Here is a 26366-nt window from a genome sequence, read left to right on the forward strand (position 1 = left end):
AAAATTAAAAATTTTTTTAATATAATTTAATGTACTTAATTAAAATTTATTATGAAGTTGACCTATAAGCCGGATTCTGTATTAGACAATCATTAATCTTGACTAAAAATCACTTTTTAGTTCCATCGGCTTACCCAGGTTTTAAGTATGGACAATACATAAATATAACCTATATTTAGCCTTTCTCCAAGCGGAGTTTACCTAATGCTATATATTGTTACCAATATATACGGTGTGCTTTTACCACGCCTTTTCACCCTTACCTAAAAATATTTTATTGTAGGCGGTTATTTTCTGTGGCACTATTCGTAGATTTTCATCTCCCAGATGTTATCTGGCGCTTTGTCCTAATGGAGCCCGGACTTTCCTCTCTTATGTAAAATATATAAATTATTTTATAAGAGCGATTGTCTGGTCAACTTCAATTTAAATTTTATAATATTTTTTTAATTCTGTCATTATTTTATTTTTTGTATTAAGTATTCATATATATATTTTTTTTTTATATTATATATTTTAGATATTATTGAAGAAATTTTATTTTTTGGTAAAAATGGTTTTAAAACAGACAAAATATATTTAATTTTTTTTGAGATTATTTTTTTTTTTTTACTTTTATAACCTGATAAAATTAAAACTATTTCACCTTTACAGATTGATTGATTATTTTTATACTTATAAAGTATATTTTCTGCCGTATCAAAAATAATTGATTCCCAAGACTTAGTAAGTTCCCTAGCTAATACAATTTTTCTTTTTGCACCTAATTGTTCTACTATATTTTTTAAACTATGTATTATTCTATGAGGAGCTTCATAAATAATTATTGTTCTTTTTTCATATTTTAATAAATTTAATGCTTTTTTTCTCTTAATTTCTTTTGATGGTAAAAAACCTTCAAAACAAAATTTATTTGTAGGAATTCCGGATGCACTTAAAGCAGTAATGGCTGCACAAGCACCAGGGAGAGGTACAATATTTATTTTTTTTTTATGAAATTCTCTAATTAAATAAAATCCTGGATCATTAATAGTAGGAGTTCCTGCATCTGAAACTAATGCAATGTTTTTATTTTCTTTAATTTTATTAAATATAATTTGAGTAATTTTTAATTCATTATGCTGATTTAAAGATATAATTGGTTTTTTAATATTAAATTTATTTAAAATTTTTTTTATTTTTTGATAATTTTCTGCTGCAATATAATCTATTTTTTTTAAGACTGCTATAGATCTATATGTTATATCATATATATTTCCGATAGGAGTAGGTATAATGAAAATTTTTCCGTATTTTTTTTTTTTCATAATTTTTATTAATATTTTTTAAAAATTATACCATATCTATTTTTATTATTAATTTTATTTTTGAAATAAAAGATATAAGGTTTTTATGAAAAGAGTTGTAGTTACTGGAATAGGTATAATATCTAGTATAGGAAATAATAAAATTGAAGTATTAAAATCTTTAAGGTCAGGATCATCTGGAATTTTTTTTTCAAATGAAATGAAAAAAATAGGTATGAAGAGTCACGTTTGGGGAAAAATTTTTTTAAATTCTAATGTAAGTAATAAGAATAAATTTTTTAAATATATGAATACAGAAACTTTTTTTTCTTATTTAGCTATGAAAGATGCTATTAAAGATTCTTTTTTAAAAAAATCTGAATATCAAAGAAATAAAAAAGTAGGTATAATAATTGGTAGTGGATTTTGCTCATCTAGAAATTATGTTTTAGATTTAAATTATAAAAAAAAATTATATAGCAAAAATATTTTTAAAGATATAGATAATATTAATATATATACTATATTTAAAATTATGAATTCTACTATTTCAGCTTGTTTATCTACTTTTTTTAATATTTATGGAATTAGTTATTCGATCAGTTCTGCGTGTGCCACTTCAGCGAATTGTATTGGTCATGCTTATGAATTAATTAAATCTGGACGCCAAGATATTGTTTTTGCAGGAGGAGCTGAAGCATTAACATTAGATACAGCATTATATTTTGATAAAATTAATGTTTTATCTACAAAATTTAATAAAAATCCTAAAAAATCCTCAAGAGTATATGATACTAATCGTGATGGATTTGTGATATCTGAAGGTAGCGGTATAATAGTTTTAGAAGAATTAAATTCTGCTTTATTAAGAAATGCACATATATATGGAGAAATTATATCTTATAGTTCTAATTCTAATGGGAATAGTTTGTTTTTACCATCTCAAAAAGGTATAGAAAGATGTATAAAATCTGCTATTAAAAAGATAAATCAACAACCTATAGAATGTATTAATGTTCATGCTACTTCTACAAAAATTGGTGATATTAAAGAAATTAATGCGATAACTAAAGTTTTTATGAAAAATAAATATATGCCATATATTTCTTCTACAAAATCTATGACAGGACATTCTTTAGGTGCATCAGGAGTACATGAAATAATTTTTCTTTTATTAATGTTAGAAAATAATTTTATAGCTCCGAGTATTAATATTGAAATGTTAGATCCAAAAATTAAATATACGAAAATTATTACTTATTATAAAAAAATTAAATTAAATATAGTTATGTCAAATAGCTTTGGTTTTGGTGGAGTAAATACTGTTATAATATTCAAAAAATTTTATAAATGAAGATATTTATAAATATATTTTTTAAATAATATTTTTATATAAATATTACTTTATGTATTCAAAACAAAATGGTGATTTTAAATGAATCAATTAGAACAATTAAAAAAATACACTAAAGTTGTTATAGATAGTGGAGATATTGAAAATATTACACATTATACACCATATGATGCAACTACTAATCCTTCTTTAGTGTTAAAAGCTATACAGATGAAAAAATATGAATATTTATTACAAAAATCTATTAATTATGCAAAAAAAAAAGGTGGATTAAAAAATCAAATAGTGACTAATGCTACTGATAAAATTATTGTAAGTATTGGTGCAGAAATTTTAAAAAAAATTCCTGGTGTTGTATCTAGTGAAGTAGATTCACGGTTGTCTTTTAATACAGAAAAAAGTATAAAAAAAGCAAAAAAACTTATTTCGCTTTATGAAGTAGAGTTTGGCATTGATCGATCTAGAATTTTAATTAAATTAGCGTCAACATGGGAATGTATACAAGCTGCAAAAAAATTAGAACAAGAAGGAATTCATTGTAATTTAACTTTATTGTTTTCTTTTGCACAAGCACGTGCATGTGCAGAATCTAAAGTTTTTTTAATTTCACCTTTTGTTGGAAGAATTTCTGATTGGTATTCTATAAATTACTCTAGTAATAAATATCGCTCATCTTTAGATCCAGGTGTACAATCTGTAAAAAAAATTTATGAATATTATAAAAAACATGATTATAAAACTATTATTATGGGTGCTAGTTTTAGAAATATAAAACAAGTATTATCTTTATCTGGATGTGATTGTTTAACTATATCTCCAGAATTATTATCAATTTTACAAGCTAAAAATAAATTAATTACAAAAAAATTATTTATTCCTAAGAAAATTTATGCTAAACCTATTAAGAAATTATCTCATTCTGAGTTTCTTTGGTTACATAATCAAGATCCTATGGCTGTAGAAAAATTATCTCAGGGAATACGTCAGTTTGGAACAGATCAATATTTACTTGAAGAAATTGTTACTAAAAATATGTAATATTTAGTAAAGTTATTATTTATTTAAATAATTTTTATATTAGGAGAAAAAATGTTTTCTAAAAAATATTTATCTAATACAATTCGAGCAATCAGTATAGATTCTGTACAAAAAGCTAAATCTGGACATCCAGGTATGCCAATGGGTATGGCTGACATTGCAGAAATACTATGGAGATTTTTTCTAAAACATAATCCTTGTAATCCATTATGGGATAATAGAGATCGATTTGTTTTATCTAACGGACATGGTTCGATTTTATTATATAGTTTATTACATTTAACTGGATATAAATTAAGTATATCTGATTTAAAAAAATTTCGTCAATTAGAGTCTAATACTCCTGGACATCCAGAAATTGGTTATACTCCAGGTGTAGAAACTACTACTGGACCTTTAGGTCAAGGTTTATCTACAGCAATAGGAATGGCTATATCTGAACGTCTATTGAGGTTATATTTTAATCGTCCTAAATTTAATATTATAGATCATTACACTTGGGTATTCGTTGGTGATGGTTGTTTAATGGAAGGAATATCACATGAATCATGTTCTTTAGCTGGAACTTTAGGTTTAGAAAAATTAATTGTATTTTATGATAATAATAATATTTCTATAGATGGTAAAATAGATACTTGGTTTTCTGATGATACTAAAAAAAGGTTTCAAGCGTATAATTGGCATGTTATTAATAATGTTAATGGTCATAATTCAAAAGAAATTTTTAAAGCTATTAAATCTGCAAAAAAAATAAAAAATAAACCAGTACTTATAATTTGTAATACGATTATTGGTTTTGGATCACCTAATAAATCTAATACATCTGATGTACATGGTGCTCCTTTAGGTGAAGAAGAAGCTATATTATCTAAAAAACAATTAAATTGGATATATAAACCATTTGAGATACCAGATCATATTTATAAAGAATGGGATGCAACTAAAAAAGGTATCGAGCTAGAAAATAAATGGAATAAATTATTTTTTGCATATTCAAATAAATATCCTGAATTAGCAAGAGAATATTTACGTCGTATGCATAAAAAATTACCTAAAAATTGGATTAAAATTAATAAAAAACTGATAAATTCTTTAAAAACTTGTACAAAATCTTTATCAACTCGACAAGCTTCTCAGAATATTATTGAATATTTTGGTAAATATCTTCCTGAATTAATTGGTGGATCAGCTGATTTATCTCCTAGTAATTTAACAAAATGGTCAGGCTCTAAATCTATTAATAAAAATTTTAATGGAAATTATATTCATTATGGAGTTAGAGAATTTGGGATGACATCTATAGCTAACGGAATTGCACAACATTCTGGTTTTATTCCTTATACTGCTACTTTTCTAATATTTGTAGAATATGCTAAAAATGCAGTGCGAATGGCAGCTTTAATGAAAACTAGACAAATTTTAATATATACTCATGATTCTATTGGATTAGGTGAAGATGGACCTACACATCAACCAATTGAACAAATATCTAGTTTACGTTTTACTCCTAATCTAAGTGTATGGAGACCATCTGATATTATAGAAACAGCTTTTGCTTGGAAATATGCTATAGAAAATCAGACAGGACCTACTGCGTTAATTTTATCTAGACAAAATTTATCTTTTAATAATAGGACTGATGATCAAATTAAAAATATTAGTCGAGGAGGTTATATATTAAAAGATAGTGAAAAAGATTTAGATATAATTTTAATTTCTACAGGATCAGAATTAGAATTAGCAATTCAGGCAAGAAAAAAATTATTAAATTTAGGTTATTCAACAAGAGTTGTTTCTATACCTTCTACAGATGTTTTTGATAAGCAAGATGTTTCTTATAAAAATTATGTTTTACCAGATTTTGTTACTAATAGAATTGCTATTGAAGCTGGAATTTCAGATTATTGGTATAAGTACGTTGGGTTAAAAGGAAAAATTATAGGCATGAAAACATTTGGAGAATCAGCTCCAGCATCTGATTTGTTTAAAAAATTTGGATTTACTGTAAAAAATATTGTATGTAAAGCATTAAAATTAATAAAAAATAATAATAAAATTTTATAAAATATTTTTTATTTTAAAATCTAGGAATAATTTTATGTTAGAAGATATTATTACTTTAAGTAAACAGTTAATTAAACTTCCTTCTATTAGTCCTTTAGATTTAGGATGTCAAAAAATTATTTCTAAAAGATTAAAAAAAATAGGCTTTTGTATAGAAAACATTAAAATTAATGATACAAATAATTTATGGGCTTATAAAGGTACTGGAAAAACATTAACTTTTTTAGGTCATACAGATGTAGTTCCTCCTGGTAATGTTAATGATTGGAATACAGATCCTTTTAATCCAGTTATTAAAAATAATTTTTTATTTGGACGAGGGTCTGCAGATATGAAGTGTGCTTTATCTGCTATGATTATAGCTACTGAATCATTTTTTAAAAAATTTGCATCTATTTCAGGTAGAGTTTCTTTTTTACTTACATCAGACGAAGAATCTTTAGGGAATGATGGAACAAAAAAGATAATAGAAATATTGAAATCTAGAAACGAAAAAATAAATTATTGTTTAGTTGGGGAACCTACTAGTAATTTAAAAGTTGGAGATGTAATTAAAAATGGAAGAAGAGGTTCAATTAGCGCAGAAATAATTTTTTATGGTGTACAAGGACATATTGCATATCCACATTTAGCGAATAATCCTATTCATAGTTCTTTAAATGCAATTAAAGATTTTATTAATTTAAAATTAGATTCTGGAAATAATTTTTTTCAACCTAGTAGTTTGCAAATTTTTTATATTAAATCAGGAAAAAAAAATATTACAAATATGATTCCTAGTTCAATTAAAGTTGGATTAAATATAAGATATAATACAGAAATAACACAAGAAAAAATTATAATGGAAATAAATAAAATTTTAGATAAATGTAAATTACATTATCAAATAAATTGGATTTTTTCTGGTAATCCATTTCTTACTAACTCAGGTTTTTTATTAAAGACTGTAAAAAAATCTATCTTTGAAATTAATAAATTTATTCCAAAATTATCTACTTCAGGAGGTACTTCTGATGGACGATTTTTTACTTGTATGAATTCTGAAATTATAGAGTTAGGTTTAGTGAATAAAACTATACATAAAGTAAATGAATGTGTAAAAATTAATGATTTATATTTATTAAGTAAAATATATACAAATATTTTAAAAAATTTATTTATATAAAATAAGATATGATTAATGTTTTATTAAAGATTATATAAAAATTAAATTAAAAAATATAAATTGTTATTGAAATATATTTCTTTAGAAATATATTTCAATTTTATTTTATATAAATATTATATTTTAAAATAAAATAAAATGATTATATTTTTTTTTCATAATTTCTAATTTTTTTTTGTATAATTCTTTTAATATAATTTTTTTTAATTTTTTTTGTGGTTGTATCATAGGTAATCTTAATGTACTATTTTTAATTAATCCGATTTTTTTTGCAGCCCATTTAATTGGTATAGGATTAGATTCTAGAAATAAAATTTTATTTAATTTAACTAATTTTTTATTAATTTTTCTTGCTTGACAGAAATTTTTGTTTAAAGCTAATTTACATATTTGAGAAACTTCTTTAGCTGCAATGTTAGATGTAACTGAAATAACTCCATCTCCTCCTAATTGCATAAAATCAAGTGCAGTTGCATCATCTCCGCTAAGAATAATAAAATTTTTATCTACTAAAGATTTTATTTGATTTACACGAGATAAATCTCCACTAGCTTCTTTAATGCCGATAATATTTTTTAACTTAGATAATTTATATACAGTTTTTGGTAATAAATCACAACCTGTTCGAGATGGAACATTATATAATATTTGAGGAATAGAGGTATTTTCTGATATTTTTTTAAAATGTTGATATAACCCTTTTTGTGAAGGTTTATTATAGTAAGGTGTGACACTTAAACAGGCAGATATTCCACTTTTTTCAAATTTTCTTGTTAGTATAATTGCTTCTTCTGTAGAATTTGCTCCTGTACCTGCAATAATAGGAATTTTATTTTTAGCAAGTTTTAAAGTTAATAATACTAATTTAATATGTTCTTTTTTAGTTAACGTTGCAGATTCTCCAGTAGTACCTACAGATATAATTGCGCTAGTTTTATTATATATATGATAATTAATAATATTTTTTAAGCTATCTAAACAGATTTTTCCTTTTTTATTCATTGGTGTAATTAATGCAACAATATTTCCTGTAAACATTTTATTTTTCCATCATTAGTATAATTATTTATTTATATTATTTTTTAATATAAAATTTCAATAAAACAAAATTTTAATATAAAATTATTTTTTATATATCAAATGTAATTATTTTAACTTTAAATTATTATTCTAAATACTTTTAAGATAATATTTTTTTCTATATTAAAAAATATTTGTTGTTGATATTAAATTTTTTTATTTTTTAAACATTGCGCTTTAAATCTTAACATATGATCCATAATTGTTATTGCGATCATAGATTCCATAATAGGAACAGCGCGAATTCCTACACATGGATCATGTCTACCTTTAGTAATAATATTTATAGGTTCGTTATTTATATTAATACTTTGTGCTGGAATACGAATACTAGAAGTAGGTTTAAATGCTCCTTTGACAATAATATCTTGTCCGTTACTAATTCCTCCAATGATACCTCCATCTCTATTACTTAAATAACCGTTATTATTCATTTCATCTCGATGTTCACTTCCCAGTTTTTTAATTACGTTAAACCCATCTCCAATTTCTACTCCTTTTACTGAATTAATACTCATAACAGAATGAGCTATTTCTGCATCTAACTTATCAAATACAGGTTCTCCTAATCCTATTGGAACATTTTTTATGATAGTAGTAACTTCAGCTCCTATTGAATCTCCATTTTTTTTAATAGTTCGAATTAATTTATCAATTTTAGTAATTTTTTTTTCATCTGGACAAAAAAAATTATTTTTTTCTATTTGTTTTAAAGATTTTAATTTACATTTAATATGACCAATTTGAGATAAATATCCTTGTATTAATATTCCGTAATTTTCTTTTAAATATTTTTTTGCTATAGCTCCAGCTGCTACTCTCATTGCTGTTTCTCTAGCAGACGCTCTACCTCCTCCTCTATAATCTCTAATTCCATATTTTTTTTGGTAAGTGAAATCAGCATGCCCAGGACGAAAAGAATTTTTTATATCATTATAATCTTTAGATCGATGATCTGTATTTTGTATTATTAATCCAATACTTGTACCTGTAGTAGTATTTTTAAATACGCCAGATAATATTTTTACAATATCAAGTTCTCTACGTTGAGTAGTGTATTTAGATTGACCAGGTCTTCTTCTATTTAATTCTTTTTGTATATCTAATTTAGATATTTTCAAACCTGGAGGGGTTCCATCGATTATACATCCTATTGAGTGACCATGAGATTCTCCAAAAGTAGTGACTGTAAATATTTTTCCAATTGTATTTCCAGACATAATTTTTTTCCTTTTATTAGTAAATTAATTTAATAAATTATATATTTTAAGAAAATTTGAAAATATAAATTTGATAAGTTATTATGATAAAATAATTTTTTAAATAAAATTTTATAGTTATTTTTATGTTATAGACATATTGTAATTTAATAAAATTTATTTATTTTTTATCTAATTAAAATTTTTGATATATGAATAATATTATAACGTAATATTGTGGTAGTAAAAATGAGTAAACAAAATTTTTTAAAATATAAAGATAAATTTTTTTTTCGAAAAAATGTTCAAAATGTAAAAAAAATGATTCAAGATACTGTCTATCATATACAAGATAATATATATTTTGTATCTCGTAAAAAAAGAACAAAATATCAAGAACGTTTACATAGTAATTATTTTTCGCATGCAGCGATTAATAATACATTTAATGAAAAACCACTTTATTATTTTAGATATGATTGTAGTAAAAAAAAATTAAATAAATTAAGAAAAGGATATTATATTCCTGAAGTAATTTTAGATGTTCATGGATTTAATCAGAACCAAACTAAAAAAGAATTAGGTAAATTAATATATTTTTGTATTCAAAAAAATATTAATTGTATAAATGTTATGCATGGATATGGAAAAAATATTTTAAAGAAACAAATTCCAATCTGGCTTTCTAGACATCCAAATATTATTGCTTTTCATCAAGCTCCTAAAGTACTTGGATATGATGCAGCAATTTTAGTTTTAATTGACTGTTTATGATATAAAATTTTTTAATATATTTTTTTAATGTTTTATAAAATAAATTTCAAATATTTTTTAATTTAATATTAACAGTTTTTATTCATATTTGTTAGAATATTTCTTGTATAATATTTGATTAAAAAATATTTTAATAAAAATTTTATTTTAATTATTTTATAATTTTAAAAAAATATTATTAATAATTTTTTATAGAATTGAGGATTAAATGTTAAAAAAAAATAGATTACGTATTGCTATGCAAAAATCTGGTCGTTTAAGTTATGATTCTAAGAAATTATTATTAAATTGTGGGATTAAAATTGATTTAGATCAAAAAAAATTAATTTCTTTTTCTGAAAATATGCCAATTGATATAATTCGTGTTCGAGATGATGATATTCCTGGTTTAGTAATGCATCAAATTGTAGATTTAGGTATCGTTGGGGGTAATGTTTTACAAGAAAAAATATTAAGTAGAGATTGTACAAAGAGTAAAAAATTTTATAAATTATTATTAAATTTAGATTTTGGAATTTGTCGATTATCATTAGCATGTCATAAAAGTAGTGAATATGAAAATTTGCAATCATTAAAAAATTTTACTATTGCTACTTCATATCCATTTATTTTAAAAAAATATCTTAATAAACGAAATATAAATTTTAAATCATTTACTTTAAAAGGATCTGTTGAAATTGCTCCTAGATTAGGATTATCAGATATGATATGTGATTTAGTATCTACAGGTGCTACATTAGAAGAAAATAATTTAAAAGAAGTTCATGTTATATATCAATCTAACGCTCAAATTATTTCGAGAAAAGGAGAAATTTCTGATTTAAAGAAAGAATTAATTCATAAGTTAATTACTCGAATTCAAGGTGTGATTCAAGCTAGAGAATCAAAATATATTATGTTACATGCTCCGATTTCTAAGTTAAATCAAGTCATGTCTTTATTAAATGGAATTGAAAATCCTACTATATCAAAATTAGTTGGAAATCCTAAAAAAGTAGTTTTACATATGGTTAGTAAAGAAAATATTTTTTGGGAAACAATGGAAAGGTTAAAAAAATTAGGTGCAACTTCAATATTAGTTTTACCAATTGAAAAAATGATGGAATGAATTTAATATGAATGAATTACAGAATATTATTTTTTGGAATAATTTGTCTAAACAAAAAAAAAAAGAAATATTAAATAGACCAATTTATACTCAAACTAAAAAAATTCAAGAAAATGTTTCTGATATAATGCAAAATGTACTTTTAAAAAAAGATCATGCATTAAAAAAATATTCTTTATTATTTGATCATATTCAATTAAATAATATTAAGATTTCAGCAGATAAAATTAATAAATCAAATAGAAAGATTGATATAGAACTTAAAAAATGTATAAATCGAGCGATAAAAAATATTTATTCTTTTCATATTCAACAAAAAATAGATAATTTAAACATTCAAACTATGCCTGGAATTAGATGTGAACAATTGATACGACCAATTAATTCTATTGGTTTATATATTCCTGGAGGTTTGTCTCCTTTATTTTCTACTTTTTTAATGTTAGTTATACCTGCTAAAATTGCAGGATGTAAAAAAATTTCTATATGTTCGCCTGCTCCTATATCAGAAAAAATATTATATATTGCTAAATTATTTAATATTTATGATGTATATCAAATAGGTGGAGCTCATGCTATATCAGCTTTAGCTTTTGGAACTGAAAGTGTATCTAAAGTAGATAAAATATTTGGTCCTGGAAATGAATATGTTACTGAAGCTAAACGTCAATTAAGTTTATTTTCTCAAACAATTTCTATAGATATGTTAGCAGGACCTTCGGAATTAGTTGTAATTGCAGATTCATATGCAAATAGTGATTTTATAGCATCTGATTTATTATCTCAAATAGAACATGGGAATAAATCACAAGTAATTTTATTAACTAATTCAGAAAAAATAGCAAAGTCAGTAATTAAAAAAATATATATTCAAATAAGAAATTTTAAAAATTCTATATTAATTAATAAATTATTAAAAAATAATCATATTATAGTAACAAAGAATCTTGCAGAGTGTATTAAAATTTCTAATCAATATGCTCCAGAACATTTAATTATTCAAACTAAAAATCCACGTGAAATTTTAAAAAAAATTACAAATGCTAGTTCAATTTTTTTAGGATTATGGTCACCTGAATCTGCAGGAGATTATGCTTCTGGTACAAATCATGTTCTACCTACTTATGGATTATCTAAAAGTTGTTCTGGTATTAGTGTATCTGATTTTTCAAAAAAAATTAGTGTACAAGAATTAACTGAAGATGGTTTTTTAAAATTAGCACCTGTTTTACAAAAATTATCTTTAGAAGAAAATATGTTAGCTCATAAAAATGCTGTAGATATTAGATTATCTTTTCTAAGGAATAAAAAAAATGATTGATATTAATAAATTTATTCGTAAAAATATTAAAAATTTAATACCGTATCAATCAGCTAGAAGAATTAAAGGAAAAGGAGATATTTGGTTAAATGCTAATGAATCTCCATTTATTCAAAAGAAGACTTTTTTTTTTGATAATTTAAATAGATATCCTGATAAAGAATATAAATTATTAATAAAAACTTATTCTCAATATTTAAATATTAATTATAAAAATATTTTAGCAACACGTGGTTCAGATGAAGCTATTGAATTATTAATTAAAGCTTTTTGTGAACCTCAAATAGATCGTATTATGATTTTTCCACCTACATATGATATGTATCAAGTGTATGCGAATATATTAAATGTAGAAATAATTTCTATTTTACAATTAAAAAATTTTCAAATAGATTTGATTAGTTTAAAAAAATTTATAAAACAAGTTAAATTAATTTATATTTGTAATCCAAATAATCCTACTGGTACTTTAATTAATCCACAAGATATTATAGAAATTTTAAATTTTACTAAAAATAGATGTTTAGTCATAATTGATGAAGCTTATATAGAATTTTGTTTAAAAAGAACTTCAATAAATTTGATACATAATTTTGATCATTTAATTGTTTTACGAACATTATCTAAAGCTTTTGGATTAGCTAGTATTCGATGTGGATTTATTATTGCACATATAGAAATTATTAATGTAATAAAAAAAATAATTGCACCTTATCCATTATCTACTCCTACTTTAAAGATCGCGCAATCTTTTTTTTCTCAAAAAAATCTTACTATATTAAAAAAAAATGTTTCGGAATTAAATAAAAATAAAAAATTTTTGATTAAAGAGTTAAAAAATTTATCTTATATAAAAAAAATTTTTCCTAGTTCTGCAAATTTTATATTAGTATCTTTTTATTATTCTGATAAAGTTTTTTTACAATTACTAAAAAATAAGATTGTTACTAGAAATCAAAATTTTAAAATTTTATTAAAGAATTGCATTAGAATTTCAGTAGGTACATATGCAGAATGTGTAAGTTTAATAAATACTTTTCAAGTTATTCAAATTAATATTTAAGTTTTCTTAATTTATGAGAGAAGATTAGAAATGATCAAAAAATTTATATTTCTTGATAGAGATGGTACTTTAATCAAGGAACCTAAAACTGATTATCAAATTGACAATTTAAAAAAATTTGAATTTGAACCTTATGTAATTTCTGTATTATTAAAATTAAAAAAGTTAAATTATGAATTTATTATGATTACAAATCAAGATGGTTTAGGAAAAAAAAATTTTCCTATATATAATTTTTATTTATATCATAATTTAATGCTTTCAATTTTTTCATCTCAAGGCATATTTTTTAAAGATATTTTAATATGCCCTCATTTAGATCAAGATAGTTGTATATGTCGTAAACCAAAATTTGCTTTATTAAATAGATGGATTAAAGATAAAAAAAAAAAATTTATGAAAAATTGTTTTGTAATAGGCGATCGTGAGTCTGATATGAAATTAGCTAAAAATATTGGAGCTAAAGGTTTAAAGTATGGAATTAATGATCTAAATTGGAAAGATATTTATAATGAAATTTTTTATAAAAATAGATTTGCTGCTGTACATAGAAAAACTCTTGAAACTAATGTTTATATAAAAATATTTTTAGATAAAAGAAAAAAAAACTTTATTGATACAGGAATATTTTTCTTAAATCATATGTTGGAACAAATTTCTATACATTCAAATATTTCTTTTTATATTTATGCAAGAGGTGATATTAATATTGATGATCATCATATAGTTGAAGATATTGGAATTACTTTAGGTAAATGTTTATCTAAAGCATTAAGTAAAAAAAAAGGAATTAATAGATATGGTTTTACTTTGCCTATGGATGATAGCATTGCATCGTGTGTATTAGATATTTCTAATAGACCATATTTAAATTTTAAAGCTAAATTTAAATATCAAAAAGTAGGAGATTTAAGTACTGAAATGATTTATCATTTTTTTTATTCTTTATCATATTCTATGAATATTACTTTGCATTTGAAATCTCGAGGTTCTAATGATCATCATTGTGCTGAAAGTTTATTTAAAGTTTTCGGAAAAGCTTTAGGGCAAGCTATACAAATAAACGGAGTTAATATACCTAGTTCTAAAGGTGTTTTATAATGAATATTGTTATTTTAGATTCTGGATTTTCTAATTTATCTTCTATTTATTGGTCGATAAAAAGACTTAAATATACTCCAATTATTAGTGATGATCCAAAAATAATTAAAAATTCTGATAGATTAATTCTTCCTGGAATTGGTACTCCAAGCGCTGTAATGAAAAATTTATCTAATAAAAAATTAATAAAAGTGATTCAAACATATAAGAATCCTATTTTAGGTATTTGTCTTGGTATGCAGTTGTTTTTTAATTATAGTGAAGAAAGTGAAAATATATCGATGTTAAATATTTTTAAAAATAAATGTATTTATAAATTTAATACAAATCAAATTGTCTTACCTCATATGGGATGGAATAAAGTTTATTTCAAACAAAAAAATCCGTTATTTAAAAATATTTGTAATGGTGAGTGGTTTTATTTTATTCATAATTATATTGCAAATATTAGTTCTGTGACTATTGCTAAAACCTATTATGGTTCTTTTTTTAGTTCAGCAGTACAAAAAGATAATTTTTTTGGAGTGCAATTTCATCCAGAAAAATCTGGTATAAAAGGTATGTATTTATTAAAAAATTTTTTAGAGATTAATATATCATGATCATTCCATCTTTAGATTTTTATCAAGGTAAAATAGTACGTTTATATCAAGGAAATTATGGTTTGAAGAAAATATATGAAAAAGATTATTATACATATATACAAAATTGTATACAAAATAAAATAAAGAATTTTCATATAGTAGATTTAGATGGAGTACAAAATTCTTATAATAAACAAAATTTTCTATTAAAAAAAATTCTTAAAATTAAAAATATTAATTTTCAAGTTGGGGGAGGTATTAGAAAAAAACAAGATATTGAAAAGTTATTTTCTTTAGGTGCTAAAAAAGTAGTTATTGGATCAGCTATTTTTGAAAAAAAAAATGAAGTTAAGAAGTGGATTAAAGAATATGGAATAGATTCTATTATTTTAGCTTTAGATGTTGTTGTAAAAAATAATTTTATAGAAGTTAAAATTTCAGGTTGGAAAAAAAATACTGGAAAAGATATACACGATGTTTTATATGATTTTTGTTTAACTGGTGTAAGGCATGTATTATGTACAGATATTACAAAAGATGGAACTTTAAATGGTCCTAATATATCTTTATATAAAAATTTAGTGAAAAAGTATCCTTTTATTAATTTTCAATCATCTGGAGGAATAAGCAGTTTACAAGATATTCAAGATCTTAAAAGAATTGGTATTAAAGATATAATCATTGGGAAAGCGCTTTTAGAAAATAAATTTACTATTACTGAGGCTGTAAAATGCTGGCAAAAAGAATTATTCCCTGCTTAGATGTAAAAAATGGGTTAGTAGTCAAAGGGGTTCAATTTAGAAATCATCGTATTGTAGGAAATATATTATCTTTAGTGAATAGATATATTAAAGAAGGTGCTGATGAATTAGTTTTTTATGATATTTCTGCATCTGTTAATCAAAAATTAGTTAATAAAAATTGGATTTCTATGATTGCTGAAGTAATTAATATTCCATTTTGTGTAGCAGGTGGAATAAAAACTCTTTCAGATGCAAAAGAAATTTTTGATTATGGGGCTGATAAAATATCTATTAATTCTCATGCTATTAATAATCCTGATTTAATTACTAAAATTGCAGAAAAATTTGGTGTGCAAGCAGTAGTTATTGGTATTGATTCTTATTTTCATAAAATAGAAAAAAAATATTTTGTACATCAATATACTGGAGATTCTCAATATGAAAAAAAAACAGTTTTAGAAACTTCGCAATGGGTTAAAATAGTACAAAAATATGGCGCAGGAGAAATTGTTTTAAATTGTATGAATCAAGATGGAGTAAAAAATGGATATGATATAAAACAATTAAGAAAAATAAGAAAAATATGCAAGGTTCCTTTAATTGCATCTGGAGGAGCTGGTCATATAAATCATTTTTATGATGTTTTTAAATTTTCGGATGTAGATGGTGCTTTAGCTGCATCTATTTTTCATGAAAATATTATTAATATACATAAATTAAAAAAATTTTTATCTAGTAAAAATATTGAGATTAGAACATGTTAACTGTCAATCAAATTTTAGATTTAAATTGGAATAAAGTAAATAATTTAATTCCAATTATTGCGCAAGATATTATTTCTAACCAAATTTTAATGCATGGATATGTTAATCAAAAATCACTTTTAATTACATTAAAAACAAAAAAATTAACTTTTTTTTCTCGAACTAAAAATCGTTTATGGACAAAAGGTGAAACTTCTAGAAATTATTTAAAAGTAATTGATCTTGTTACTGATTGTGATAAAGATACTTTATTAGCTTTAGTTCAAGCTGAAGGTGATACGTGTCATTTAAAAAATAAAAGTTGTTTTATAACTAAAAATACAAATATTTCTTTTATTTTAGAATTAGAAAAAATTTTAAAAAATTGTAAAAATAATAATAATACTTCTTATACTAGTAGATTATATAAAAAAGGTATCAATAAAATTTCTCAAAAAGTTGGAGAAGAAGCAGTAGAATTAGTCATTGCAGCTATTAATGAAGATCGGAAACATGTGCTAGAAGAATGTGCAGATTTAATATATCATATATTAGTTTTATTAAATTATAAAAATATAAAATTTATTGACTTAATTAAAATTTTAAAAAAAAGAAATAAATAATTATTTTGTATTATTATAAAAACATATTTTTGATAAACATTAAAAGTATCATAAAATTATTATTATAATTATTTTATTTAATATTTTTATATAAAAGTTTTATATAATTAGTATTATATTTAGGAGTAGTAAAATATGTCTTTACAAGAAATTGGTGTAGTAGGAATGGCTGTAATGGGTAAAAATTTAGCTTTAAATATAGAAAGTAAAGGATATACTGTTTCTATTTTTAATAGATCAAAATTAAAAACAAAAGAGGTAATATTATACAATAAAAACAAAAATCTTATACCATTTTTTAAAATTAAAGATTTTGTATTATCTTTAAAAAAACCTAGAATTATTATATTAATGGTTAAATCTGGACTTCCGACAGATTTAACTATTGATTCTATTATTCCTTATTTAGATGCAGAAGATATTTTAATTGATGGTGGAAATAGTTTTTATAAAGACACTATAAAACGTAATCTTGTATTATCTAAGAAAAATATACATTTTTTTGGTGTAGGTATATCTGGTGGAGAAGAAGGAGCATTAAAAGGACCAGCAATTATGCCAGGTGGAAATAAATTAGTTTATAAGAAAATTTCTAGTTTATTTGAAAAAATTTCAGCTAAAACAAAAGATAATGAATCATGTGTAAATTATATTGGCACAGATGGTTCTGGTCATTATGTTAAAATGGTTCATAATGGAATTGAATATGGAGATATGCAATTGATTGCTGAATCTTATTTTATTTTAAAAAATGCTTTAAATTTTAATAATAAAAAAATTTCTCAGGTTTTTTTTAATTGGAATCAAGGAGAATTAAAAAGTTATTTAATTAAAATTACTCGAGATATTTTTTTAAAAAAAGATTCTTCTGGAAAATATTTAATAGATATTATATTAGATACAGCTGATAATAAAGGTACAGGAAAATGGACTAGTCAAAGTGCATTAAATTTAGGTGAACCTTTATCTTTAATTACTCAATCTGTTTTTTTTAGATATTTATCTTCTTTTAAAAACCAAAGATTAAAAGCTTCTAAAGCTCTTTTTGGTCCTAAAATTAATACAGATATTTTAGATATACAGAAATTTGTAGAGAATATTAGACGTTCTTTGTATTTAGGAAAAATTATTTCTTATGCTCAAGGATTTTCTCAATTAAAAAAAGCTTCTTTAGTACATCATTGGAATTTAAATTATTCAAAAATTGCAAAAATTTTTCGCGCTGGTTGTATAATTAGAGCTGAATTTTTAAAAGAAATTATTTATGCATATAAAAAAAATAATGATTTGCAAAATTTATTATTAACTCCATATTTTCAAAATATTTGTAATAAATATCAAAAATCTTTAAGAAAAATCGTGTCTTATGCAGTTACAAATGGTATTCCAATTCCAGCATTTTCTGCAGCAATTTCTTATTATGATTCTTATAGATCACCTATATTACCAGCAAATTTATTACAAGCTCAAAGAGATTATTTTGGAGCTCATACTTATTCTAGAATTGATAAAAAAGGTACTTTTCATACGAATTGGTTACATGAAAAAAAATAATTTTTAAATCTATAATTATACAAATAATTATATAAATAAATTATTTAAAATAAAATTAATTCAATAGTAAACTGTTATATTTTTCAAATATTCTTTATACTTTTTGTTATATATTATGTTATTTATTATTTAACCTTCTTAGAAAAATTTTATTATAATTTATCTAAGAAGGTTTTTAATTAAGAATTTTTAATATTTTTTTTTATTTGATTATATTGTAAAATATTATTTAGAACATCTATTATGCTTTTACTTGAGGCTTTTATGATATCTTTTGATATATTTTTTCCATAAAATATTTCATTTTTATATTTGACTACGATATTTACTTTTCCCCAAATTTTATTTTCTTTGTATATAGATTCAATTGTAATTTTTTTTAATAGAAAATTTATATTAGTAATTTTTTTTAATGCTTTATATATTCCATTTATGATTCCATTCTTTGTTGAAAGATTAATTTTTTTTATTTGATTATTATAAAATATTTTTATATAAATATTTGTTGTTTGAAAAGATTGAACTGTGAAAAAAATTTTTTTTAAAATAATATATTTTTTTTTAAAAGAATTATTTTTAATGAAAGCAAGCATTTGTAAATCATAATCAAAAATTTGTCCTTTTTCGTCAGCTAGCTTTAAAAATTTTTGATATAATTTTTTTAAATCATAATCTTTTTCTGTATACCCCATTTCTTGCATTCTATTTTTTACTGCTGCTCTTCCAGAACGAGATGTTAAATTAAATTTAATTTTTTTTAATCCAATGTCTTTTGGAGACATAATTTCATAATTTTTTCTATTTTTTATAATTCCATCTTGATGAATTCCAGAAGAATGTGCAAATGCATTTTTTCCAATAATAGATTTATTAATAGGAATAGAGATATTACATATATTACTAATAATTTTGCTTGTTTTATAAATTTTTTTATATTTTATATCGGTAAAAAAATTTAACATTTTTTTTCGAGTCTTAATCGCCATAATTACTTCTTCTAATGCTGTATTTCCTGCTCTTTCACCTATTCCTGTAATTGTTCCTTCGATTTGACGCGCTCCAGCTTGAATAGCAGATATAGAATTACCCACTGCCATACCTAAATCATTATGACAATGTACTGATATAATAGCTTGATCAATATTTGGAACACGGATATATAGTTCTGAAATAATTTTACTAAATTCATTTGGAACAGTGTATCCTACTGTATCGGGAATATTAATTGTTTTTACTCCGTTCTTTATTAGTATTTCTATAATTTTACATAAATCATCTATCGATGTTCGACCTGCGTCTTCACATGAAAATTCTATATCATCAGTATATTTTTGAGCTAATTTAACGGATTTTATAGCCATATCTTGAATTTCTTTAAAATTTTTTTTTAATTTTGATTCTATATGTAATTTAGAAGTTCCTAAAAATAAATGAATTCTAAAATTATCTAATTTCGACATTGCTTTTGCAGCAATTATTATATCTTTTTCTACGCATCTTGCTAAACTACATATTGTACTATTTTTTATTTTTTTACAGATTTCTTGTACGGATTTAAAGTCTCCAGGTGAAGATATAGGAAAACCAGCTTCTATAATATCAATTTTCATTTCTTCTAAAGCTAAAGCAATTTTAATTTTTTCTTGAGTGTTTAAACTAGATTGTAATGCTTGTTCTCCATCACGTAGAGTAGTATCAAAAATAATAATTTTTTCTTTCATTTTTTTTCTTATATAACATGTTATATTTATTAAATTATAAAATTTTAAAGTATAAAAATAGATATTTTTTAATATACTTTTATGTTGATATTTTAAAATTTTTTATTTATTTTAAAATTAAGAATATAATTTTCTATTTTCTAAATATTTAGGTTGATTATTTTTTTCATAATTAATAATATTTTTAATATATTTAAACGTTAAATCAATATTATCTAGTCCATATAATAATTTTAAACGATAATTTTTATTAATTTCGAATGTATATTTTATATTTTTTATAATAATTTTTTGTTTGATTAAATTAACTATACATGTGTTATTTTCATTTTTTTTAATAGATGATATTATTTTTTGAACTGTTTTTTCTGTTAATGTAATTAATAATAAATTATTATTGATTGAATTATTATAAAAAATATCTGAAAATTTCGATGCAATAATTACTTTAAATCCATAATCTATTAAAGCCCATACTGCATGTTCTCTAGATGAACCACATCCAAAGTTTTTTCCTGTAATTAAAATACTTGAATCTTTGTATACTTTATTATTTAATATAAATTTTTTATTAATTTTATTTTTTTGATTATTTAAAAATCTCCAATTATAGAAAAGATTTTTCCCAAATCCAATTTTTGTAGTTTTTTTTAAAAATTGTTTAGGTATAATGATGTCTGTATCAATATTCATAATGTTTATAGGAACGATTGTGCCAGTATGTATAGTAAATTTTTTCATAAAATATTATCCTCACGATAAATTTTTCTTACATCTACAAAATAACCAAATATCGCAGCTGCTGCAGCCATAGAAGGACTCATTAAATGTGTTCGACCTCCTCTTCCTTGTCTACCTTCAAAGTTTCTATTACTTGTAGATGCGCATCTTTCTTGATAACTTAAGCGATCTTTATTCATACCTAAGCACATAGAACATCCTGAATTTCTCCATTCAAAACCAGATTGAATAAAGATTTGACTTAATCCTTCTTTCTCTGCTTGCATTTTAACTAAATTTGATCCTGGAACGATAATAGCCTGTACTTTAGAATGTACTTTTTTATTTTTTACAATTTTAGCTACTTCTCTTAAATCTTCAATTCTAGAGTTCGTACATGATCCTATAAATACTTTATGAATAGGTATTTTTTTTAAAGAAGAATTTTCTTTTATACCCATATATTTAAAAGATTTTTTAATTGTTTTTTTTTTGCTTTGATCTAGAAAATAATTTATTTTAGGTGTTTTTTTATCAATAGAGATAATTTGATCTAAATTCGTTCCCCATGTAATTTGAGGAGCAATAGAAGATATGTCTATATAAAATTTTTTATCGAAATGAGCATTTTTATCAGATTTTAATTTATTCCAATATTCTATAGATTTAATCCAATCTATTCCTTTAGGTGCAAATTTTTTATTTTTTAAATAATTGAAAGTAGTTTGATCTGGTTCTATTAATCCAGATTTAGCTCCCATTTCAATAGCCATATTACATACAGTCATTCTTTCTTCCATAGTAAAATTTTTAATTATTTCTCCACAAAATTCAATAACATAACCTGAACCTCCGGATGATCCGATTTTTTTAATAATATATAAGATAATATCTTTTGCCATAATTCCTGGTTTTTTAATACCATTTATTTCAATTTTCATATTTTTAAATTTATTTTGAGGTATTGTTTGTGTAGCTAATACATGTTCTACTTCTGATGTTCCAATACCAAAAGATAAAGCGCCAAATGCTCCGTTAGTAGATGTGTGTGAGTCTCCACATACTACGGTCATTCCAGGTAAAATCATACCTTGTTCTGGTGCAATTACATGAACGATTCCTTGGTTTTTATGTAATATATCATATAATGGTATATTTGAACTTTTACAATTTTTTATTAATTTTTTCATTTGTATTTCAGCTGTTTTTCCAGAAGCTGAAATATCTTTTTTTAAAGTAGAAACATTATGATCCATTGTTGCAAAAGTTTTATCTGGTCTACGGACTGTGCGATTTTTTATTTTTAATTCATGAAATGCTTGTGGAGATGTGACCTCATGTATTAAATGTAAATCTATATATATAATAGATTCTTTATTTTTTGTTTGAATTAAATGAGAATCATATATTTTTTGGTAAAGTGTTTTATGCATATTTATAATTCCTCAATAAATGATTTAACAATTTCATTTCCCATTTGTTCTGTAGTAATAAAATTTTTATCATTAGAAATATCATATGTTTTAAATCCTTTCAATAAAGTTTTTTGAATAGCAATATTAATTAAATTTGAAATATTAGTCATTTTAAAGCTATGATTTATTAACATAGAAAAAGATAAAATTTGTGCAATAGGATTAGCGATATTTTTTCCCTGAATATCAGGTGCAGCGCCTCCTGCTGGTTCGTATAAACCAAAATTTTTTGTATTAATACTTGCAGAAGGGAGCATTCCAATAGAACCAGTTAAAATTCCGCATTCATCTGAAATTACATCTCCAATTAGATTTGGACATAAAATAACATCAAATTGGTTTGGATTTTTAATAATTTGCATGATAGCATTATCAAAATATAAATGAGATAAATGTACTTTAGGATAATTTTTAGAAACTTCATCAATAGTTTTTCTCCATAGTTTAGAAGTATATAAAACATTTGCTTTATCTATTGATGTAACTTTACATTTTCTTTTTAAAGCTTCATCAAAAGCTATTTTTGCTATTCTTTGAATTTCATATTTATGATAAATAGAAGTATCTATTGCATAATGTACTTTTTTGTTTTTAACTTCTTCAGAAGGTTTACTAAAATAAATACCACCAGTAAGTTCTCTAACGCATAAAATATTAAATCCATCTTGTATATTTTTTTTTTTTAATGGAGATAAATAATTTAATTTTTTATGTAAAATAGCAAGTCTTAAGTTTGCAAACAAATTAAAATATTTTCTAATAGGTAACAAGGATGCAATTTCTGGTCTTTTTTCTGAAGGTAATATATCCCATTTAGGTCCTCCTACAGAACCTAATAATATAGCATCAGAATTTTTACATCCTATCAAAGTTTTTTCAGGTAAAGCAGTACCATGTTTGTCTATTGCGATACCTCCTATATCATATTCTAAAGTTTGTATATTAATACAAAATTTTTTTTTAATGATATTAATAATTTTATAAGTTTCTTGCATTACTTCTGGTCCAATACCATCTCCTGGTAGTACTGCTATTTTATATTTTTTATGCATATTTTTTCTACGTAGTTAGTTTGTAATAATAATATTATTATTTAAATATGATTGATCGTATCATATAAATAAATAGTTTAAAACTTTTGAAATATAACTTTTTACAAAAATTTTTTTGTAAAAAAATATTTTTTAAATAAATTAAGATAATTTTTTATAGTTTTTTAAATTCTTTAGTTTTATATTAAATTTTTATTAATATTAAAAATATTTTTAAGATATAATATTTTAATAAAGATACATGTTAAATAAAATTTTTATTGGAAAAGAAATTATATGAGATTATGTGATCAAGATATAAAAAAATGGATTTTAAAAAAAAAGTTAATTATTACTCCTGCTCCTAGTATGAAAAGTATTCGCGGTGCTACTATTGACATACGTTTAAGTAATAAATTTAGAATTTTTAAAAAATCTCATAATGCTATTATAGATTTAAAAAAATCTTCTAGAAATATTCAATACGTTTTAAAAAAAAATATGAGTGATGAAATTTTTATTTCTAATAATAAATCTTTTATTTTAAAACCCAAAGATTTTGTATTAGCATTAACGATAGAAAAAATATTTATGCCAACTAATTTGATTGGATGGTTAGATGGTCGTTCTTCTTTAGCTAGATTAGGTTTAATGATTCATATGACTTCACATAGAATTGATCCAGGTTGGAATGGAAAAATTGTTTTAGAACTATTTAATGCAGGAAACTTTATTTTAGCTCTTACTCCAGGTATGTTCATTGCAGCTTTGAGTTTTGAAATCTTATCTGGTGTTTCTAGTCAACCTTATAATTATAAAAATAGATCAAAATATTTTAATCAAGAAAGTATTATTTCTAGTTTAATATATAAAGAATAAAATTAATTAGATGAATTTTAAATAGATGTTATTGAATGTTATTTCTATAATATGTAATTTTTTTTAAAAAATAATGAATTTTGGTGTATATTTTTGGAATATAATATTATGGTCAATAAAAATAAAAAAATTCTTGTTACCTGTGCTTTACCATATGCTAATGGTCCTATACATATAGGTCATTTATTAGAACATATTCAAGCTGATATTTGGGTGAGATATCATAGAATGCAAGGAAAAAATGTTTTATTTATTTGTGCTGATGATTCACATGGAACTGCAGTAATGTTAAAAGCTAAATTAATGAATATAAGTCCAGAAGCTTTAATAAAAGTTATTTTTAAAAAACATGTAAAAGATTTATTAAATTTTAATATTTCTTATGACAATTATTCTCATACTCATAGTAAAGAAAATTTATATTATGTACAAAAAATATTTTTAACTTTAAAAAATAAAGGATATATTAAAGAAAAAAATATTTCTCAATTATATGATTCTTCAGAAAAAATGTTTTTACCAGATCGTTTAGTAAAAGGTACTTGTTCAAAATGTTTTATGATTGATCAATATGGAGATCATTGTGAAAATTGTGGATCTGTATATAATGCAAAAGATTTAATTAAACCAAAATCTCAAATATCTGGTACTACGCCTATTTTAAAAGATTCAGTACATTTTTTTTTAAATCTTTCTATGTTTGAAAAAAAATTAAAAGTATGGATTAATTCTGGAGTTTTAGATAAAAATGTTAAAAATAAAGTCATAGAATGGTTTAAAACAGGTTTAAAATTATGGGATATATCTAGAGATTCTCCTTATTTTGGTTTTAATATTCCAGGTTATATAAATAAATATTTTTATGTTTGGTTAGATGCACCAATATGTTATATTAGTACATTTCAAAATTTATGTACAAAAAATCAAAACATTAATTTTAAAGAATTTTGGGAAAGTACTCATACAACAAGTTTATATCACTTTATAGGAAAGGATATAATATATTTTCATAGTATATTTTGGCCAGCTATTTTAGAAGGAATAAATTTTAGAAAACCAACTAAAATTTTTGTGCATGGATATGTTACTCTTAATAATACTAAAATGTCTAAATCAAAAAATAAGTTAATTAAAGCAAGTACATGGTTAAAATTTTTTGATTCTGATAGTTTAAGATATTATTTTGCATCGAAATCGTCACCTTCAATTAAAGATATTGAATTTAATTTGCAGGATTTTATAAATCGAATAAATTCAGATATAGTAAATAAGATTGTTAATCTTGCTTCAAGATGTTCTAGTTTTATAAACAATAACTTTAATGGTTTTTTAGGTAATAAATTATTAGATTTAAATTTATATAGTTTATTTTTAAACAAAAATAAAAAAATTTCTAAAATGTTTAAATATAGAAAATATTCTTCTATTGTATATACTATTGTAAAGTATGCAGATAGATCTAATAATTATATAAATAATAAACGTCCATGGGATCTTTGTAAAGATGATAAATATAATGTAAAAATACAATTAATTTGTACTATGGGAATAAATTTATTTCGTTTTTTAATAACTTGGTTAAAACCTATTATGCCTGATTTAAGTCGACGTGTAGAAAAATTTTTGAATATTAAACTTTCTTGGATGAATTTAAATTATCCTTTATTAAATCATAAAATTTCTAAATTTCAGCATTTATATGAGCGAATCAATGATTGTTCCGATAAAATATTTTTATAA

General features: G+C 22.6%; 23 protein-coding genes and 1 other RNA gene. 16 read left to right on the forward strand and 8 right to left on the reverse strand.

What is annotated here, in order from left to right; translation table 11 throughout:
• Window positions 1-49 precede the first annotated feature (49 nt).
• Window positions 50-423: RNase P RNA component class A (gene rnpB / locus AB4W57_RS00335), an RNA gene on the reverse strand.
• A 35-nt stretch (window positions 424-458) separates the two neighbouring features.
• Window positions 459-1307, reverse strand: a complete 849-nt coding sequence (gene rsmI, locus AB4W57_RS00340) for a 16S rRNA (cytidine(1402)-2'-O)-methyltransferase (RefSeq protein WP_367677582.1) — start codon at window positions 1305-1307, stop codon at window positions 459-461.
• Window positions 1308-1392: 85 nt separating this feature from the next.
• On the opposite strand from rsmI, the gene AB4W57_RS00345 reads away from it, so the two are divergent.
• The 4 genes from AB4W57_RS00345 (at window position 1393) to dapE (ending at window position 6907) form a co-directional block, all read left to right on the forward strand.
• Window positions 1393-2640: a beta-ketoacyl synthase N-terminal-like domain-containing protein gene (locus tag AB4W57_RS00345; protein WP_367677583.1), complete on the forward strand. Its 1248-nt coding sequence runs from the start codon at window positions 1393-1395 to the stop codon at window positions 2638-2640.
• A gap of 81 nt (window positions 2641-2721) precedes the next feature.
• Window positions 2722-3678: a transaldolase gene (tal, locus tag AB4W57_RS00350; RefSeq protein WP_367677584.1), complete on the forward strand. Its 957-nt coding sequence runs from the start codon at window positions 2722-2724 to the stop codon at window positions 3676-3678.
• Between the two features lie 51 nt (window positions 3679-3729).
• Window positions 3730-5742, forward strand: coding sequence for a transketolase (tkt, locus tag AB4W57_RS00355; protein WP_367677585.1), 2013 nt, complete (start codon window positions 3730-3732; stop codon window positions 5740-5742).
• A gap of 34 nt (window positions 5743-5776) precedes the next feature.
• Window positions 5777-6907, forward strand: a complete 1131-nt coding sequence (gene dapE / locus AB4W57_RS00360; RefSeq protein ID WP_367677586.1) for a succinyl-diaminopimelate desuccinylase — start codon at window positions 5777-5779, stop codon at window positions 6905-6907.
• A gap of 123 nt (window positions 6908-7030) precedes the next feature.
• Here the strand turns inward: dapE and dapA are convergent, their stop codons facing one another.
• Together dapA and aroC are read right to left on the reverse strand one after the other, a co-directional pair.
• Window positions 7031-7945, reverse strand: coding sequence for a 4-hydroxy-tetrahydrodipicolinate synthase (dapA, locus tag AB4W57_RS00365; protein ID WP_367677587.1), 915 nt, complete (start codon window positions 7943-7945; stop codon window positions 7031-7033).
• Window positions 7946-8133: 188 nt separating this feature from the next.
• On the reverse strand, window positions 8134-9207 hold the full coding sequence (aroC, locus tag AB4W57_RS00370) for a chorismate synthase (protein WP_367677588.1): 1074 nt from the start codon (window positions 9205-9207) through the stop codon (window positions 8134-8136).
• A gap of 228 nt (window positions 9208-9435) precedes the next feature.
• On the opposite strand from aroC, the gene smrB reads away from it, so the two are divergent.
• From smrB to gnd, 10 genes are all read left to right on the forward strand, one after another.
• Entirely contained in the window at window positions 9436-9960 is a 525-nt protein-coding gene (gene smrB / locus AB4W57_RS00375; protein WP_367677589.1) for an endonuclease SmrB, read from the forward strand.
• A 208-nt stretch (window positions 9961-10168) separates the two neighbouring features.
• Complete coding sequence (gene hisG / locus AB4W57_RS00380; RefSeq protein WP_367677590.1) at window positions 10169-11068, forward strand: ATP phosphoribosyltransferase; 900 nt, start codon at window positions 10169-10171, stop codon at window positions 11066-11068.
• A gap of 7 nt (window positions 11069-11075) precedes the next feature.
• Window positions 11076-12389 carry a histidinol dehydrogenase gene (gene hisD / locus AB4W57_RS00385; protein ID WP_367677591.1) on the forward strand — a complete coding sequence of 438 codons (1314 nt, stop codon included), beginning with the start codon at window positions 11076-11078 and terminating at the stop codon, window positions 12387-12389.
• Entirely contained in the window at window positions 12382-13452 is a 1071-nt protein-coding gene (hisC, locus tag AB4W57_RS00390; RefSeq protein WP_367677592.1) for a histidinol-phosphate transaminase, read from the forward strand. Before hisD ends, hisC begins: the two co-directional genes overlap by 8 nt.
• 30 nt (window positions 13453-13482) lie before the next feature.
• Window positions 13483-14553, forward strand: a complete 1071-nt coding sequence (gene hisB, locus AB4W57_RS00395) for a bifunctional histidinol-phosphatase/imidazoleglycerol-phosphate dehydratase HisB (RefSeq protein WP_367677593.1) — start codon at window positions 13483-13485, stop codon at window positions 14551-14553.
• A complete protein-coding gene (gene hisH, locus AB4W57_RS00400) occupies window positions 14553-15155 on the forward strand; it encodes an imidazole glycerol phosphate synthase subunit HisH (RefSeq protein WP_367677594.1) in 603 nt (200 codons plus the stop codon). Before hisB ends, hisH begins: the two co-directional genes overlap by 1 nt.
• Window positions 15152-15898 (forward strand): 1-(5-phosphoribosyl)-5-[(5-phosphoribosylamino)methylideneamino] imidazole-4-carboxamide isomerase, encoded by a 747-nt coding sequence (locus AB4W57_RS00405; protein ID WP_367677595.1) that lies wholly within the window; start codon window positions 15152-15154, stop codon window positions 15896-15898. Before hisH ends, AB4W57_RS00405 begins: the two co-directional genes overlap by 4 nt.
• Window positions 15868-16644, forward strand: coding sequence for an imidazole glycerol phosphate synthase subunit HisF (gene hisF, locus AB4W57_RS00410; RefSeq protein ID WP_367677596.1), 777 nt, complete (start codon window positions 15868-15870; stop codon window positions 16642-16644). The genes AB4W57_RS00405 and hisF overlap by 31 nt, the downstream gene beginning before the upstream one ends.
• Window positions 16638-17246, forward strand: a complete 609-nt coding sequence (hisIE, locus tag AB4W57_RS00415) for a bifunctional phosphoribosyl-AMP cyclohydrolase/phosphoribosyl-ATP diphosphatase HisIE (RefSeq protein ID WP_367677597.1) — start codon at window positions 16638-16640, stop codon at window positions 17244-17246. Before hisF ends, hisIE begins: the two co-directional genes overlap by 7 nt.
• 135 nt (window positions 17247-17381) lie before the next feature.
• Window positions 17382-18800, forward strand: coding sequence for a decarboxylating NADP(+)-dependent phosphogluconate dehydrogenase (gene gnd, locus AB4W57_RS00420; RefSeq protein ID WP_367677598.1), 1419 nt, complete (start codon window positions 17382-17384; stop codon window positions 18798-18800).
• A gap of 179 nt (window positions 18801-18979) precedes the next feature.
• On the opposite strand, the gene leuA is transcribed toward gnd, so the two are convergent.
• The 4 genes from leuA to leuB all read right to left on the reverse strand — a co-directional run bounded on the left by leuA (window position 18980) and on the right by leuB (window position 23768).
• Window positions 18980-20521, reverse strand: coding sequence for a 2-isopropylmalate synthase (gene leuA, locus AB4W57_RS00425; RefSeq protein WP_367677599.1), 1542 nt, complete (start codon window positions 20519-20521; stop codon window positions 18980-18982).
• A 117-nt stretch (window positions 20522-20638) separates the two neighbouring features.
• Window positions 20639-21262, reverse strand: coding sequence for a 3-isopropylmalate dehydratase small subunit (leuD, locus tag AB4W57_RS00430; RefSeq protein WP_367677600.1), 624 nt, complete (start codon window positions 21260-21262; stop codon window positions 20639-20641).
• Complete coding sequence (gene leuC / locus AB4W57_RS00435) at window positions 21259-22674, reverse strand: 3-isopropylmalate dehydratase large subunit (protein WP_367677601.1); 1416 nt, start codon at window positions 22672-22674, stop codon at window positions 21259-21261. The genes leuD and leuC overlap by 4 nt, the downstream gene beginning before the upstream one ends.
• 2 nt (window positions 22675-22676) lie before the next feature.
• On the reverse strand, window positions 22677-23768 hold the full coding sequence (gene leuB / locus AB4W57_RS00440) for a 3-isopropylmalate dehydrogenase (RefSeq protein ID WP_367677602.1): 1092 nt from the start codon (window positions 23766-23768) through the stop codon (window positions 22677-22679).
• 276 nt (window positions 23769-24044) lie between these two features.
• On the opposite strand from leuB, the gene dcd reads away from it, so the two are divergent.
• Window positions 24045-24626, forward strand: coding sequence for a dCTP deaminase (gene dcd, locus AB4W57_RS00445; RefSeq protein ID WP_367677603.1), 582 nt, complete (start codon window positions 24045-24047; stop codon window positions 24624-24626).
• A 108-nt stretch (window positions 24627-24734) separates the two neighbouring features.
• Window positions 24735-26366: a methionine--tRNA ligase gene (gene metG / locus AB4W57_RS00450; RefSeq protein WP_367677604.1), complete on the forward strand. Its 1632-nt coding sequence runs from the start codon at window positions 24735-24737 to the stop codon at window positions 26364-26366.

It is taken from the genome of Buchnera aphidicola (Chaitophorus populicola) (assembly GCF_964058995.1).
Lineage (GTDB): Bacteria > Pseudomonadota > Gammaproteobacteria > Enterobacterales > Enterobacteriaceae > Buchnera_J > Buchnera_J aphidicola_BO.

Bases quoted from the DNA above. Each gene is read 5' to 3' on its own strand.
- rsmI (WP_367677582.1), bottom strand. From the start codon at position 1,307: ATGAAAAAAAAAAAATACGGAAAAATTTTCATTATACCTACTCCTATC.
- AB4W57_RS00345 (WP_367677583.1), top strand. From the start codon at position 1,393: ATGAAAAGAGTTGTAGTTACTGGAATAGGTATAATATCTAGTATAGGA.
- tal (WP_367677584.1), top strand. From the start codon at position 2,722: ATGAATCAATTAGAACAATTAAAAAAATACACTAAAGTTGTTATAGAT.
- tkt (WP_367677585.1), top strand. From the start codon at position 3,730: ATGTTTTCTAAAAAATATTTATCTAATACAATTCGAGCAATCAGTATA.
- dapE (WP_367677586.1), top strand. From the start codon at position 5,777: ATGTTAGAAGATATTATTACTTTAAGTAAACAGTTAATTAAACTTCCT.
- dapA (WP_367677587.1), bottom strand. From the start codon at position 7,945: ATGTTTACAGGAAATATTGTTGCATTAATTACACCAATGAATAAAAAA.
- aroC (WP_367677588.1), bottom strand. From the start codon at position 9,207: ATGTCTGGAAATACAATTGGAAAAATATTTACAGTCACTACTTTTGGA.
- smrB (WP_367677589.1), top strand. From the start codon at position 9,436: ATGAGTAAACAAAATTTTTTAAAATATAAAGATAAATTTTTTTTTCGA.
- hisG (WP_367677590.1), top strand. From the start codon at position 10,169: ATGTTAAAAAAAAATAGATTACGTATTGCTATGCAAAAATCTGGTCGT.
- hisD (WP_367677591.1), top strand. From the start codon at position 11,076: ATGAATGAATTACAGAATATTATTTTTTGGAATAATTTGTCTAAACAA.
- hisC (WP_367677592.1), top strand. From the start codon at position 12,382: ATGATTGATATTAATAAATTTATTCGTAAAAATATTAAAAATTTAATA.
- hisB (WP_367677593.1), top strand. From the start codon at position 13,483: ATGATCAAAAAATTTATATTTCTTGATAGAGATGGTACTTTAATCAAG.
- hisH (WP_367677594.1), top strand. From the start codon at position 14,553: ATGAATATTGTTATTTTAGATTCTGGATTTTCTAATTTATCTTCTATT.
- AB4W57_RS00405 (WP_367677595.1), top strand. From the start codon at position 15,152: ATGATCATTCCATCTTTAGATTTTTATCAAGGTAAAATAGTACGTTTA.
- hisF (WP_367677596.1), top strand. From the start codon at position 15,868: ATGCTGGCAAAAAGAATTATTCCCTGCTTAGATGTAAAAAATGGGTTA.
- hisIE (WP_367677597.1), top strand. From the start codon at position 16,638: ATGTTAACTGTCAATCAAATTTTAGATTTAAATTGGAATAAAGTAAAT.
- gnd (WP_367677598.1), top strand. From the start codon at position 17,382: ATGTCTTTACAAGAAATTGGTGTAGTAGGAATGGCTGTAATGGGTAAA.
- leuA (WP_367677599.1), bottom strand. From the start codon at position 20,521: ATGAAAGAAAAAATTATTATTTTTGATACTACTCTACGTGATGGAGAA.
- leuD (WP_367677600.1), bottom strand. From the start codon at position 21,262: ATGAAAAAATTTACTATACATACTGGCACAATCGTTCCTATAAACATT.
- leuC (WP_367677601.1), bottom strand. From the start codon at position 22,674: ATGCATAAAACACTTTACCAAAAAATATATGATTCTCATTTAATTCAA.
- leuB (WP_367677602.1), bottom strand. From the start codon at position 23,768: ATGCATAAAAAATATAAAATAGCAGTACTACCAGGAGATGGTATTGGA.
- dcd (WP_367677603.1), top strand. From the start codon at position 24,045: ATGAGATTATGTGATCAAGATATAAAAAAATGGATTTTAAAAAAAAAG.
- metG (WP_367677604.1), top strand. From the start codon at position 24,735: ATGGTCAATAAAAATAAAAAAATTCTTGTTACCTGTGCTTTACCATAT.